Source organism: Hyphomonas sp. CACIAM 19H1 (assembly GCF_003325995.1).
Taxonomy (GTDB): domain Bacteria; phylum Pseudomonadota; class Alphaproteobacteria; order Caulobacterales; family Hyphomonadaceae; genus Hyphomonas; species Hyphomonas polymorpha.
Genome location: NZ_CP016437.1, coordinates 2,242,013 through 2,255,847, shown reverse-complemented (window position 1 = coordinate 2,255,847; position 13,835 = coordinate 2,242,013). Strand labels below are relative to the sequence as shown.

Here is a 13,835-nt window from a genome sequence, read left to right as displayed (position 1 = left end):
CGTCCGGTCTGGACGCGTGGCCCCGGCGGCGCTTCACTCCGCCGGAAAACGGCAAGGGAGACCGGCTCATGACCAGGCAATATCAGGCGCTCATCCTCGATCAGCAGGGCGGCGTGCTGCGCATCACGATGAACCGGCCCGAAGCACTGAACGCCCTGAACACCCAGATGGTCAGCGAGTTGCGTGAGGTATTCCAGAACCTCTACTACGACCGCTCGGTCCGCGTGGTGATCCTGGAAGGGGCAGGGCGCGCCTTCTGCGCCGGGCTGGACCTGAAGGAATCCTCCAGCCGTCAGGGCGGCGGTACGCGGCGCACGCCGGAGCAGGGCCTCGATGGCCAGCGCGCAATTGCCGAAATCTATGTCGCCATGCGCCGCTGCCCTCAGCCGATCATCTCCATCGTCCAGGGATCAGGGGCTGGCGGCGGCTTTGCCCTCGCGCTCGCCTCCGACATCCGCATCCTCAGCGAAGACGCGCGCATGAACGCCGCCTTCATCCGCATCGGCCTTTCGGCTTGCGATATGGGCGTGTCCTATTTTCTGCCGCGCATGATCGGCATGTCGCTGGCCAGCGAATACATGCTGACAGGCCGCTTCATCACGGCCGAGCGCGCGATGCAGATCGGTCTTGCCAACCGCGTCGTGCCGCATACGGAGCTGCGCAAGGAAGCCGAAGCATTCGCCGAGGATATGCTCCACGCCACGCCCCTCGGCCTGCGCCTCACTAAGGACGGGCTCAATCAGGCCGTGGATGCCGGTGGGCTGGAAGCGGCCATGGCGATTGAGGACCGCAACCAGATCCTCACCTCCACAGACCCCAATTTCGCCGAAGGCATCGCCGCCTTCTTCGAAAAGCGAAAGCCGAACTATTCCTGACGCGCCTGTCTCTGCGGCATGGGTTGACCTGCCGCAGGGAGCGTCCTGAAACTCGCACCAATCATAAAATCGGGAGAAGGCGCGGGGCTTCGGAAGGCCTGCGCCTGTCAGAAACTGGAGGCCCTTCGTGAACCTGGATTTCTCGGACGAACAGAAGCAACTGCGCGAACAGGTGCGCCGCTTCCTGAGCGAGAACTGCACATCTGAAACCGTCCGCGCCGTACTTGAAGGCCCGGAAGGCTACGACAGGAAACTCTATCAGGGGCTTGCCGAGCTGGGCGTTCTGGGCGCGGCGATCCCTGAAGAACATGGCGGCGTCGGCCTTGGCCATCTGGAACTCTGCGTAGTGGCAGAGGAACTCGGCCGCGTCCTGGCGCCGGTCCCGGTCTCCTCCTCGATCTACCTCACTGCCGAGTTCCTGATGCTCGCCGGTTCGGAAAAGCAGAAGGAGACCTGGCTGCCGAAACTTGCCGCCGGGGAAGCCATCGGCGCCTTCGCCTATGCCGAAGGGCAGGGCCGCATGTCACCTGCCCAGATCAAGGCCACCGTTTCCGGCGGTAAACTGAAAGGCACCAAATCTCCCGTCGCCGATGGCGATGTGGCTGATATCGCCGTCGTCGCCGCGAAGAATGAGAAGGGGCAGGTCTCCCTCTATCTCGTCGATCTCTCCGGGCCGGGAGTTTCCCGCGAAACGCTGGAGTCGATTGATCCCACGCGCAGCCAGGCCCGCCTCACCTTTGACGGCGCCCCGGCAGAACTCCTCGGCGCAGAAGGCGACGGTTGGCACATTGCCAGCCAGGTGCTCGACCGCGCCGCCGTGCTCATGGCGTTCGAACAGGTCGGCGGGGCAGACCGCTCCCTCGAAATCGCCCGCGACTATGCGCTGGAGCGTATGGCGTTTGGCCGTCCCATCGGTTCCTTCCAGGCGATCAAACATATCCTCGCCGATATGTATGTCTCCGCCACGCTCGCCCGCTCCAATTGCTACTATGGCGCCTGGGCGCTGAACTCCGGCGCGGCCGAATTCCCGGTCGCGGCCGCCACAGCCCGCGTGTCGGCCACCACGGCCTTCCAGCACTGCGCCAAGAACAACATTCAGGTGCATGGCGGCATGGGCTTCACCTGGGCGTTTGACTGCCATCTCTATTATCGCCGGTCCAACGCGCTGGCCGTCGCGCTCGGATCGCTGTCGACCTGGGAAAGCCAGCTGATCGAACGCATGAGCGCCGGCAACGCCGAAACGGCCGCATAAGGGGAGGAAAGAGACATGGATTTCAAAGATACACCTGAAGAAGCCGCCTTCCGCGCCGAAGTCCGCGCCTGGATCGACGCCAACGCGCCCAAGCACCTGCTTGAAGAGCTAAAGAATGCCAGCTTCGCGTCCAACGGCGTGGTGAGCGAAGACCCCATCGCTGCCGGTAAGGCCTGGCAGAAGAAGAAGGCAGAGGCTGGCTGGGCTTGTCTTCACTGGCCGAAGGAATATGGCGGCGGCGCGCGCACCCCTATTGAGCGCGTGATCTGGGGCCAGGAAGAAGGTCCGTATGCAGCGCTTACCGGCGTCTTCACTATCGGCCACGGCATGTGTGGCCCCACGGTGATGTCCTGGGCCAGTGAAGAGCACAAGCGCAAGCTGTTGCCCCCGCTCGCCAGCGGCGAAACCGTCTGGTGCCAGCTTTTCTCAGAGCCCGCCAGCGGCTCAGACCTCGCCGGCCTGCGCACCCGCGCTGTGAAAGCCGAGGACGGTTCGGGCGACTGGATCATCAATGGCCAGAAAATCTGGACCAGCGGCGCGCAATACTCCGATTGGGGCCTCCTGATCACCCGCACCAACCCCGATGTACCTAAGCACAAGGGCCTCACCATGTTCTTCCTGGACATGAAGAGCCCCGGGGTGGAAGTGCGCCCGATCAAGCAGGCCAACGGCCAGTCGAGCTTCAACGAGGTCTACTTCACAGACGTCCGTATCCCCGATTCTCAACGCCTCGGCGAAGTGGGGCAGGGCTGGGAAGTGTCGCTCACCACCCTGATGAACGAGCGCCTGTCGATCGGCTCGGGCATGTCCACAGGCTTCCCTGAACTCTTCCGCTTCTGCATGGAAGCGGAAATTGACGGCGAACCTGCTGTGAAGGATTCGGGCGTGCGGTCCAAACTGGCCCAGTTCGCGGTCAAGCAGAGCGGCCTGAAATACACCGGCATGCGCGCTATTTCCGCCCTGTCGAAGGGCGAGATCCCCGGCCCGGAAAACTCCATCGGCAAACTCGTCGCCGGCGCCACCATGCAGGAACTCTCGATGTTTGCGCTCGACCTTCAAGGCGAGGCCGGCGTGCTCTGGAATGAGGAAAGCCCCCAGCAGGGCCGTTTCCAGGCCATGCTGATGCGCTCGCCCGCTACCCGTATCGAAGGCGGCTCGGACGAGATCCTGCGCAACATCATCGGCGAGCGCGTTCTCGGCCTGCCGGGCGATATCCGCGTCGACAAGGATGTTCCGTTCAAGGACATCCCGACGAGCGGCCGCAAAAAGAAGTAAGCTATCCTTGCCGTCCCGTCAGCCCTTGTCGCGGGCGGGGCGGTCAACTCTTGCTGAAATCGGATTCCAGCAGCTTCACGGCAATCTGCCTGGCTCTGTCAGAAGGCTTGCCCAACAGTTCGCCCAACGTCGGCCCGAAGAGGCCCACGCCGATCGCCAGGATCACGCTGATGAGGATGGAATCCTCCAGCTGCGCTTCGGAAAGTTCCGGCTGATTGATCTTCTGGCGGATGATCGTTTGCACCGCTTCGCGTACGGTGCGCAGCCTGCGGGACTCGTCCGTCAGTTCGAGCCAGGCGGCCAGCCGCGCAGCCCCCTTGCTTTCAAACGCATCAAACAATTTCTGAATCGCAATGCCCCGCGCCGCCTTTGGGTCTGCCGGCAGGTCCATTTCGAGCAGTCCGCTTACCAACTCCCCGATCATCTTTTCCATCAGCGCGCTTTGCACGCCGTCGATGGTGCCGAAGTGATGCAGCACGGTGGCATTGGCTACGCCCGCAGCTTTGGCCACATCCACCAGCCGCAGCGATTGCGGCCCCTGGGCCACGAGCAAATTCTCGGCCGCGATCAGGATGTTCTCGCGCGAGGCTTCCGGTGAACGGCGGATCCTGGGCGTCTTGGTCTTATCTATTGACATTTTTGTCAGTAACTGCCATTCTCAATCGTCAAGGCAGGAGCTTACGGGCTAACTGCCGCTCCTGTCAGCAATATTTGCGAGACCAGACTGATGAAACGCTCTCCTGAAGATGTGACCATCCAGCCCCGTGACATCCGTTTCAACGTCGAACCGGCCCGGTCCGGCTACTGGATGGACGGGGATCCGGTGGCCACCGCCATCATGAACACGCTCTCGCTGACCTTCCCGGATGGCGAGCGCCTCTTCATAGATGCGGTGCGCGCCTACAAGGATCAGCTGAGCGGAAAGCTTGCCCAGGATGTGAAGGATTTCATCGCGCAGGAGGCCATCCACTCGCGCGAGCATCACCTGCTGAACAAGGTCATTGACCGCAGCAAGTATCCCGTCGACCGCGTAGACGCAGCCATCCGGGAACGGATTGCCTTCTCCCGAGAAGGCGGCCCGATGCGTATGTTGATCGCTACCATCTGCCTTGAGCATTTCACCGCCATGCTCGCCGATATGCGTGCGCTGCATACTGACATGTTCAGCAAGACCGATCCCGAGATCGAGCGCATGTGGCGCTGGCACGCCATGGAAGAGACCGAGCATAAGGCTGTCACCTATGATGTCTTCATGGAAGTCACCAAGGGATGGTCACCCTTCAAACGTTATTTCCGCCGCTGCATGGCAATGGCGCTCATCAGCTATTTCTTCACCCGCAACATCGCTACCTATTCCACCTGGATGCTGGAAGCTGACGGCTACACGCCCGAAGAGGCAGAGAAAGCCGTAAAGACCTTCCTCTGGAAAAAGCCAGGTTTCTTCGCCCGCGGCTGGAAGATCTGGATCAGCTGGTTCAAGCCGGGCTTCCATCCCTGGGATCACGATAACCGTGCCCTGATGGACGAATGGCGCAGCGAGTTTGATCTGGTCGCTGCCGAGTAAGCGCCCGCAGGCTCAGGCCGTTCGGCGAACATCCTCGCCAGGGCAAGGGCCTGCACCGGCCTTATGAGAAGCCAGATATCCCAGCAATTGGTTTTGTGTCAGCGCGCGTGAGAAGTGAAAGCCCTGCAGGTAAGGCGCGCCCATATCTGTCAGAACCTCTGCCTGCTTCGCATTCGAAACGCCTTCCACCACGCACTCAACATCCAGGCTCCGGCACAGGGTTACCAGCGAGCGCATGATGCTGCTGGTCGCGCGCCGGTTGGTGACGCCCAGAGTGAAGGAGCGGTCGATCTTCAACCGGTCAATCGGCATCTTCTGGAGATAGGCGAGCGAGGAATAACCTGTCCCGAAATCATCAAGTGCAATCCGCACCCCCATTTCGGAAAACATCGCGAGGCATTCCAGAACGCGGGTGAAGTCCTGCATGATGGCGGTTTCGGTGATTTCAAACATCAACCGCGTGGGCGGAAATCCGGACCCCCGGATGATCTCCTGCAGCAGCGCCGCATTCTCGCTTGATGCCAGGTCGAGCGCCGACAGATTGAACGATAGCTGCACATCGTCCGGCCACATTCGTGCGTCCGCGAGTGCTTTGCGCAGCAGGATCCGCGTCAATCGGCAGACCGCGCCGTTCTGCTCGGCAGCGCGAATGAAGACGTCCGGCCGGATGGGGCCGAGTACCGGCGATGTCCAGCGCGCCAGCGCTTCAACGCCCGTCGCCTTCCCATCGCGTGCACGGATGATCGGCTGATAGACAAGATGGAATTCGTCATCTGCCGAGTCCCGCAAACCCTGTTCGATTGCGGACTGATACCGGATCTGGCGTTCATGCTGGCAGGTGAACAGAACAGGCCGCCCGCGATCACTGTGCTTGGAATGATAAAGGGCATAGTCCGCCCGCTCGAACAGCGTTTCTGCCGTATCGCCGGCTTCGGGGAAGGAGGCAAATCCGATGGACGCGCCGATTCGCGCCACGCCCTCTTTCACCTCGAACGGTTCAGCCAGGGCTTCGCAGATCTTCTGACCGATCGCCAGGATCTCGGCCTCCTGACTTGCCTCGGTGAGGATGATTCCAAATTCGTCGCCGCCCAGCCGTCCCACCACGCTGTTGGGGCCAGCGAGGGCGCGCACGCGGGCGCCGCTCTGGAACAGCAGCTGGTCGCCTGCGGCATGGCCGAAAATATCATTGACGCCTTTGAAGCCGTCCAGATCGATGACACCAACCGTGAGCGGAGTATCGTCCGCGCGCGCCACAGCAAGCAGCTGTTCCAGCTTGCGGAAAAAGCCTCGCCGGTTGGTCACGGAGGTCAGCGGGTCCATGTGGGCAAGCGCGTCAGCTTCGGCTGATTTTTCCCGCAACTCTTCTACCAGCGCCTTGGCGTCCTGCAGCAGTCCCTTGCGCAGATGCGACGCGACCAGCAGGTCAAGCGATCCATCTGCGGGAGAGAAATCGCTCATCGTCAGCTGCAGGCTGCCTTCGTCTGCATTCACATCCGGCACATGCCCGACAAGTAGATAGATTGCCTCTGCATTGCGCACCACGATGCCCCGAAGACGAAAGTGGTTCTTCCCGGAGCGGATCATCAGCGTCACTTCGCGCTGGTCTGTCAGTCCTTGGGCAGCGGTGACGCGCCGCGGCGTTTCCACGGCAAAGGTCTCGAAAAACGGGCGGCCTGTCACGTCCCGGTCCAGAAGCCGCTTCAAGGAAGGGCCAACCGCCGAAATATTTCCTGTCAGGTCTAACTGTACATAGGCAGGAAACAGGCGCTGGAAATGTTCCTCGTTGAGGGTGAAGGGCATCAGGCGGCGCCCTTCATTTCTGTTTTTTTGTCCAGGCAATGCAGGGTGAAGATATCGCCTTCCGGCGTTGACGTGTGGCTGACATGGCCAGCTTCGCCGAAATGATCCATCAGCCCGTCCAGCAGCCCCTCGACGAAAGAAGTCAGCCCCGTACGGTCAGACGTATAAAGAATATCGATCCGGCCATTCTCGTTCCGGAGCATTTCAAACGAGGGCATGCGCGATGCGGGCATGGTAGTGTGCACGGACGCATGCATCCGGTTGAGGTTCGACAGGAACGTGGCGAGTTGGTTACCGCCGACCTTGAACATTGAGCCGTAGGAAGAGTGGGCCGTGTAGCCGATCCAATACCGCCCAAATCTTTTCAGAAGATCTTCCTGCGCCAGTCCGGAAATTCTGGTGACCGCATCAAGCAGCGCAAACGTCACGTCGTCCGAATAGTTCTGGCAGCTGATGAAGTTCTCTCCATCGAGATGGGCCTGCTCCAGAACATTCCGCCACGCTGCCTCGCCCAGGGTTTCGATTACCATGCTGCGAGCCGCCGTATGCACCATGCCGTACATGTGTTGCGAACCTTGATGAGAATTCTATTTTAGCGATCACCTGTATACCGAAGTGGAGAATATCTGTTTCCATACGGAGCCGAAATTGACGTGCCCGCGTTAAGCTTTGTTTCACTATTCAATGGGCGGGCGGAGCCCTGTCAGTCTCCCGCAATTTTCAGAACTACCTTGCCAGTCCCTTGCCCGGAAAGGGCAAATACCATCGCCTCGCCAAACTCGGCAAAGGGGTAAACCCGGCCAACTGGCGGTTTGATCTTGCCTTCGCTGGCCCATTGGGCCAGCTGGTGCAGGTCTCCAATTGCGCGCTTGGTCTCGTATTGCAGATACTGGCGCACATCTACGCCCAAAAGGGCCGCGCCCTTCATCAGGGTAAGGTTTGAGGGCAGGGCAGGGATCGGCCCGCCCACAAAGCCGACCACCAGATGCCGCCCACGCCAGGCAAGCGAGCGGAACGCTGGCTCGAACAGCGGTCCACAAACCGGATCAAGGATCACATTCGGCCCCTTTCCCTCGGTCAGCGTCTTCAGCCGGTCGCGCCATCCCTCCGGGGACGTATCAATCGCCAGGTCGGCGCCATGGGCCAGCGCGAATGCCCGCTTCTCTTCCGTCGACGCCGCCGCGATCACCCGCGCGCCCAGCGCCTTGCCCACCTGAATGGCCGCAGAGCCAACGCCCCCGGCCGCGCCGAACACCAGCACAGTCTCGCCTTCGGCCACCACGCCCCGGTCCTTCAGGGCATGCATCGCGGTGATATAGTTCAGCGGCAGGCTCGCCCCTTCGGCAAAGCTCAGCGCATCTGGCAACTTCACCACCATCGGCGCGGCGGCCACGGCATAGTCGGCAAAGCCCTTGCCGGTCATCGTCATCACGCGGTCGCCCGGCGCCAAATGGGCAACGCCCTCGCCAACCGCCTCGACCGTTCCGGCCACTTCCTGGCCCGGCGTGTGCGGCACCGGCGGTTTCACCTGATACCGGCCCAGCGCCACCAGAGAGTCGACATAGCCAACCCCGCACGCAGCCACCCTGATCAGCACCTGGCCCGGTCCAGCCGCCGGCATGTCCACATCCTTCAGGCGGTAGCTTTCCAGGGACTCCAGCGTATCGGCGACGGCAGCTTTCATCGGTCAATCTCTCCTTCAGGTCTGCCACCGGTCAAAGCATGGCAGGGCGCGCATTGGCCATACCCGACGAAGGGGAAACCTCAGGCGGGCCGCGTCGGATCGCTGGAGGTCGGCGAGGCAAGTTCCGGATCATAGGTCACGCTCGTCACCTGCCGTTCCAGCATCCGGTGAACTTCCGGTGGCCAGCTGCCCTGATGCAGCGATTTGATGATATTGTTGCTCACATCATCGGCATGGGTGCGCCGCTCATTGTGCAACACATAGTCCAGCCAGCGGGCAAAGCTGTATTGCTCGATCCATATTTCGGCATCTCCCAGATCCCGCACCAGAGACCATGCCCGCGCACCATCGCGCAGGTGAATGCGGCGGCGCTCGTTCATCGTGGCCAGAAAGCGCGGAATATCGGCCTCGCGGATGCGATACTTCGCCGAAACATGCACCGGCCCGCTGCGTGGCTCCACCGGCACCTGTGTTTCCGGCGCGCGCCAGCGCCCCGTCAGGTCAAGGTTGAGTTCGTCCACCTGCGGCAGGCGCAGGAACAGCCCGGCAAACAGGCTGATGGATTGCACCGCCGCCATGGTCAGCAGCGCAGCGGTTACCCCATGGCTCTCCGCCAGCTGCCCGGTGATCCAGCTTCCCACCGCCATCGCCCCGAACACGGCCATCTGGTAGAGCGACAGGGCCCGCCCCACCACCCAGCGCGGCGCGGCCATCTGCACGGTCACATTCATCGTCGCCATCGACAGCAGCCAGCCCGATCCGCAGATCACGAGGCCAAACACCGTCAGCGGCAGCCAGCGGCTCAGCGCCACGATAATGACGCCGGCAATGATCGCGCAGATCGTCATCCGCAGCACGGTCTCGGCCGTGAACTTCCGGCGCAGGCGGCTGTTGGAGAGCGCGCCGATCACCGCGCCGATGCCGAAGGCGCCCGAAAGAATACCGAAGGTGATCGCGCCCCCGCCCACCAGATCTTGCGCCACCAGGGGCAGCAGGGAGAGTGCAGCGCTCGCCGCAATGCCAAACAGGGCCGCCCGGGCCATCACCTGCCGGATCGGCGGCGACATCGACACATAGCGCACCCCTGCGCCAATCGCAGTGCGCAGGTCTTCCTTCAGCGCGGGTTTGGCAGGCTTCACCGGCTTCCACGCCAGCAGCACATAGATGATCCCCAGATAGCTCACCACATTCACGGCAAAGGCTGCGGCTGCGCCTGCGGCCGCCACGATGGCCCCGCCCAGCGCCGGGCCAGCCGTGCGCGCAATGTTGAAGCCCAGGCTGTTCATCGCCACGGCGGCGGCAATCGTCTGGCGGGGCACAATATCGCCCACCGTGGCCTGCCAGGAGGGCGCGTTCAGCGCAGTCCCGCAGCCCAGGAGGAAGGTGAAGGTCAGCAGCAGCCAGGGGCTGAGCCCGCCCATGAAGGCAAATACGCAAAGCACCGCCGAAACCGCAAACATGTAGAACTGCGAAACCAGCATCACAGTGCGGCGCGGAAAGTTGTCCGCAATCGCGCCAGACAGCAGCGACAGGATCATGATCGGCAGCGTGACGGAGGCCTGCACCAGCGCGATCTGTGTCTCGCTGCCGCCAAGCTGCACCATCAGCCAGGCCGCGCCGACGCTCTGGATCAGCCCGCCGAATTGCGAGGCGATGTTTGCCACCCAGATGCGCTTGTAGAGCGGAATGGAAAAGGGGTTGGGGGCGGGCGCGTCAGTCATCGGAAACAATCTGGATCAATTATCCGATGGTGGAAGTGATCGCCCCTTGGCGCAAGGGTCGGAGGCCAGCTTATCCGTTCGCGCCGTAAAACCCGCAAAGCGTGTCGATAATGTCCTGCGCGATGCCGGGGCGGCAGCGATAATAGATCGTCTGCGCGTCCCGCCGGCTCTGAACAAGGCCCGCCGCCCGCAGCTTGGCCAGATGCTGGGACACGGCAGACTGGCTCTGCCCGGTCAGCTCGGCCAGCTGGTTCACCGGTAATTCCCCTCCGGCCAGAGCGCACATGATCTTCAGGCGGGTCTCGCTGGCCATCGCCTTCATCACTTCGGCTGCCTCCTGAACGCGGCTCGAAACGATGGTCAGCGCCTCATCCTTCTTACGTCTGCTGAGGGGCACCTTCAGTGTCTCCTGTGTCCGAAACTGTCCGGATTTGTCCAGCATCTGTCCGCTCCGGGCGCCAGTCTGGCCCGCGAATGGCAATGTAAATCGCCGGAATGACCAATACTGTCAGGGCAGTAGACGAGGCGAGCCCGAACAGAAGCGAAATTGCCAGCCCTTGAAAAATTGGATCTGTCAAAATCACCGCCGCCCCGATCATGGCGGCCAGCGCCGTCAGCACGATCGGCTTGAACCGGATTGCGCCTGCCTCCAGCAACACCTCTTTCAGCGGCTTCTCGGCGTCTGTTGTGTGGCGGATAAAGTCCACCAGAAGGATGGAGTTCCGCACGATAATCCCGGCCAGCGCAATGAAGCCGATCATCGAAGTCGCTGTAAATGCGGCGCCAAACAGCCAATGCCCGATCATGATGCCGATCAGGGTGAGGGGGACAGGCGTGAGGATAATCAGCGGCACCCGGAAGGTGCCAAACTGGCCCACCACCAGAATATAGATCCCCAGCAGCGCCACGCCGAATGCCATGCCCATGTCCCGGAAGGTCACATATGTCACCTCCCATTCCCCATCCCACAGCAGCGTTGTGCCCGTTTCATCTGCCGGCTGCCCATAGAGGCTCACCGCTGGCATCTGGAGGCCCTCCGACGCCCAGTCGAATGCCTTTATCCGGTCCTGAATCTCGAACATTCCGTAGATCGGCGCTTCGTAACGCCCGGCCAGTTCACCCATCACCATGTCGGCAAAATGCCCGTCCCGCCGGAAGATCGTGGCGGAGCCCGCCTCCTCCCGCACCTCAACCAGTTCGCCGAGTTCGATGGGAACGGCATCTGTCCCGGCCAGCTGGCGAGGCACGGGAATGGCGGCCATCTCCTGGGTCCAGCTGCGCTGAGACCGGGGGAGATAGACACGGATATTCAGCGGATCACGGCCTTCCCCGCGCGGGCTCACGCCCACGGTCTGGCCGCCAAACGCCATGCCGATGGCGTCCAGGATATCCTGCTGCAGAACTCCCGCATCCGCTGCGGCCGGCTCATCAATCCCGAAGGTCAGCCGCGGTGCCCGGTCACCCATGGAGTTGTCCACATCCACGATGAAATCGGTTTCCTCGAAGAACCGCTCGATAATCGCAGCCGTCTGACGGCGCGCTTCGGGCGTGGGGCCATATATCTCCGCCATCAGGGTAGAGATCACCGGCGGACCCGGCGGCACCTCCACCACCTTCACCTTTGCCCCTTCGGGCAGCGGCACAGCCAGAAGCCGCTCACGCAGGTCGAGCGCAATGTCATGGCTCGCCCGCTTGCGGTGTTCCTTCGCCGTCAGGTTCACCTGAAGATCGCCCAGTTCCGGGCTTGCGCGCAGGAAGTAATGGCGCACGAGGCCGTTGAAATTGAACGGCGCCGCCGTGCCCGCATAGGCCTGGATCGTTGTGATCTCCTCGACCGGGCCAATGGCATCTGCCAGCGCAAACAGGGCGCGTTCAGTGTCCTCCAGCGCGGCGCCTTCGGGCAGGTCCACGATCACCTGTATCTCGGACTTGTTATCGAAAGGCAGCAGCTTCACCGGCACCGCCTTTGTGGCAAACAGCGTCAGCGACAGGAGCGTCGCCACACCGACAAGCCCGAGGAAAATCCAGGCATTGCGTTTCGACGCCACGATCGGCGCGGCCACCCGTCCATAAAACCGGCTGAGGCGCGTCTCGCTGTGCACGCCGTCATGCGCGCCATGCAGCGGCGCCTTGCCGGCAATCTTCATCATCAGCCAGGGCGCAATCCCCACCGCTACGAAGAAGGAGAACAGCATCGCCGCCGAGGCGTTCGCCGGGATGGGCGCCATATAGGGCCCCATCAGTCCGGATACGAACATCATCGGCAGAAGCGCGGCAATCACGGTCAGCGTGGCGATGATGGTGGGGTTGCCAACCTCGGAAACAGCCTCAATGGCCGCCTGAATGCGGGTGCGCCCATCTTTCATGGCCCAGTGACGGGCAATATTCTCAATGATCACGATCGCATCGTCCACCAGAATCCCGATGGAGAAGATCAGCGCAAACAGGCTCACCCGGTTGATGGTGTAGCCCATCATCAGCGAGGCGAAGAGGGTGAGCAGGATGGTCGTTGGAATGACGATCAGCGTCACCAGCGCCTCGCGCCAGCCGATGCTGAACGCAATCAGGACGACGATGGAAATGGTTGCAAGGCCAAGATGGAACAGAAGTTCGTTGGCTTTGTGGTTGGCCGTTTCGCCATAGTCGCGGGTCACCTCGACATGAATGCCCTCCGGGATCAGATTACCCTTCAGGGCTTCTACCCGGTGGAGGATTGCTTCGGAAACGACCACGGCGTTGGCGCCCGGCCGCTTGGCCAGCGATACGGTAACCGCCGGCGCAGCGCTGAAGGTTCCGTCCTCGCCCTGCAGCATTGTCCATACGCGCGCGTCCGTTTCCGCGCCGGTTACCTTCACATTCGCCACATCGCTCAGATACACGACACGCCCACCCGCGCCCCGGATTTGCAGCCGCTCCAGTTCGTGTACGGCGTTGATGCGGTCGCCCGCCTGCACGATCAGGGAGTTGCCATCCTGATGCGCCCGGCCAGAGGGCAGGGCCCCCGCCGCGTTCTGCACGCTCTGCACAAGGTTTTGCAGGGACACGCCCTGCGCCGAAAGCGCCCGGATATCGGGCTCAACGCGAAGCTCCAGAGGGCGCCCGCCGATCACATCGGTGATGCCGACATCCGTGACCTTCACCAGCTCATTGCGCAGTTCGTCGGCCAGCATCCGCAGCGCGGTATCGTTCCACACATCGCCGGTCGATGCATCGGGAGAAATCGTCAGCGTCACGATCGGAACGTCATTGATCCCGCGCCCCACCACCAGCGGCATCGGCACGTCATAAGGAATGGAATCAAGGTTCGCCCGGATCTTTTCATGCACGCGCAGGATCGCATTGTCCGCATCGGTTCCGACATCGAACCGGGCGGTCACCATCGCGGCGTCATCCTGGGTCTGGGAGTAGACATGGTCGACATCCGGCAGCGCCAGAATGATGCTCTCCAGCGGCTTGGTCACCTGTTCCACAGCATCCGCAGCCTTAAGGCCGGGCGCGGACACCAGGATATCCACCATGGGCACGGAAATCTGCGGTTCTTCCTCCCGCGGAATGGTCAGCAGGGCGATCAGGCCGACAGCCAGCGCAGTCAGCAGGAAAAGCGGCGTCAACGGCGACCGGATGGTCGACCGTGTAATGGAGCCCGAAAGGTCCGGTTTCATCT

11 protein-coding genes are annotated in these 13,835 nt (G+C 62.1%); 4 read left to right on the top strand and 7 right to left on the bottom strand.

Annotated features, from left to right (window positions below):
* Positions 1-68 precede the first annotated feature (68 nt).
* The 3 genes from BBF93_RS10535 (at position 69) to BBF93_RS10525 (ending at position 3,402) form a co-directional block, all read left to right on the top strand.
* Positions 69-875 (top strand): enoyl-CoA hydratase/isomerase family protein, encoded by an 807-nt coding sequence (locus tag BBF93_RS10535; protein WP_114105861.1) that lies wholly within the window; start codon positions 69-71, stop codon positions 873-875.
* 127 nt (positions 876-1,002) lie between these two features.
* Positions 1,003-2,127 carry an acyl-CoA dehydrogenase family protein gene (locus BBF93_RS10530; RefSeq protein WP_114105860.1) on the top strand — a complete coding sequence of 375 codons (1,125 nt, stop codon included), beginning with the start codon at positions 1,003-1,005 and terminating at the stop codon, positions 2,125-2,127.
* A gap of 15 nt (positions 2,128-2,142) precedes the next feature.
* Positions 2,143-3,402: an acyl-CoA dehydrogenase gene (locus tag BBF93_RS10525; RefSeq protein WP_035594694.1), complete on the top strand. Its 1,260-nt coding sequence runs from the start codon at positions 2,143-2,145 to the stop codon at positions 3,400-3,402.
* Between the two features lie 43 nt (positions 3,403-3,445).
* Here the strand turns inward: BBF93_RS10525 and BBF93_RS10520 are convergent, their stop codons facing one another.
* Positions 3,446-4,039 (bottom strand): TetR/AcrR family transcriptional regulator, encoded by a 594-nt coding sequence (locus tag BBF93_RS10520; protein WP_035594696.1) that lies wholly within the window; start codon positions 4,037-4,039, stop codon positions 3,446-3,448.
* A 90-nt stretch (positions 4,040-4,129) separates the two neighbouring features.
* Between BBF93_RS10520 and BBF93_RS10515 the strand changes: the two genes are divergently transcribed.
* Entirely contained in the window at positions 4,130-4,966 is an 837-nt protein-coding gene (locus BBF93_RS10515; protein WP_035594698.1) for a metal-dependent hydrolase, read from the top strand.
* 12 nt (positions 4,967-4,978) lie between these two features.
* Here BBF93_RS10515 and BBF93_RS10510 read toward each other — a convergent pair whose 3' ends face one another.
* From BBF93_RS10510 to BBF93_RS10485, 6 genes are all read right to left on the bottom strand, one after another.
* Positions 4,979-6,766, bottom strand: a complete 1,788-nt coding sequence (locus tag BBF93_RS10510) for a bifunctional diguanylate cyclase/phosphodiesterase (RefSeq protein ID WP_051612244.1) — start codon at positions 6,764-6,766, stop codon at positions 4,979-4,981.
* Positions 6,766-7,320 (bottom strand): heme NO-binding domain-containing protein, encoded by a 555-nt coding sequence (locus BBF93_RS10505; RefSeq protein ID WP_255417594.1) that lies wholly within the window; start codon positions 7,318-7,320, stop codon positions 6,766-6,768. Before BBF93_RS10505 ends, BBF93_RS10510 begins: the two co-directional genes overlap by 1 nt.
* A 149-nt stretch (positions 7,321-7,469) precedes the next feature.
* Entirely contained in the window at positions 7,470-8,450 is a 981-nt protein-coding gene (locus tag BBF93_RS10500) for an NADPH:quinone oxidoreductase family protein (RefSeq protein ID WP_035594701.1), read from the bottom strand.
* 80 nt (positions 8,451-8,530) lie between these two features.
* Positions 8,531-10,171 (bottom strand): MFS transporter, encoded by a 1,641-nt coding sequence (locus BBF93_RS10495; RefSeq protein ID WP_035594703.1) that lies wholly within the window; start codon positions 10,169-10,171, stop codon positions 8,531-8,533.
* Between the two features lie 70 nt (positions 10,172-10,241).
* Entirely contained in the window at positions 10,242-10,568 is a 327-nt protein-coding gene (locus BBF93_RS10490) for a metalloregulator ArsR/SmtB family transcription factor (RefSeq protein ID WP_051612246.1), read from the bottom strand.
* Complete coding sequence (locus tag BBF93_RS10485; RefSeq protein WP_233349082.1) at positions 10,549-13,833, bottom strand: efflux RND transporter permease subunit; 3,285 nt, start codon at positions 13,831-13,833, stop codon at positions 10,549-10,551. The genes BBF93_RS10490 and BBF93_RS10485 overlap by 20 nt, the downstream gene beginning before the upstream one ends.
* Between the last annotated feature and the right edge of the window lie 2 nt (positions 13,834-13,835).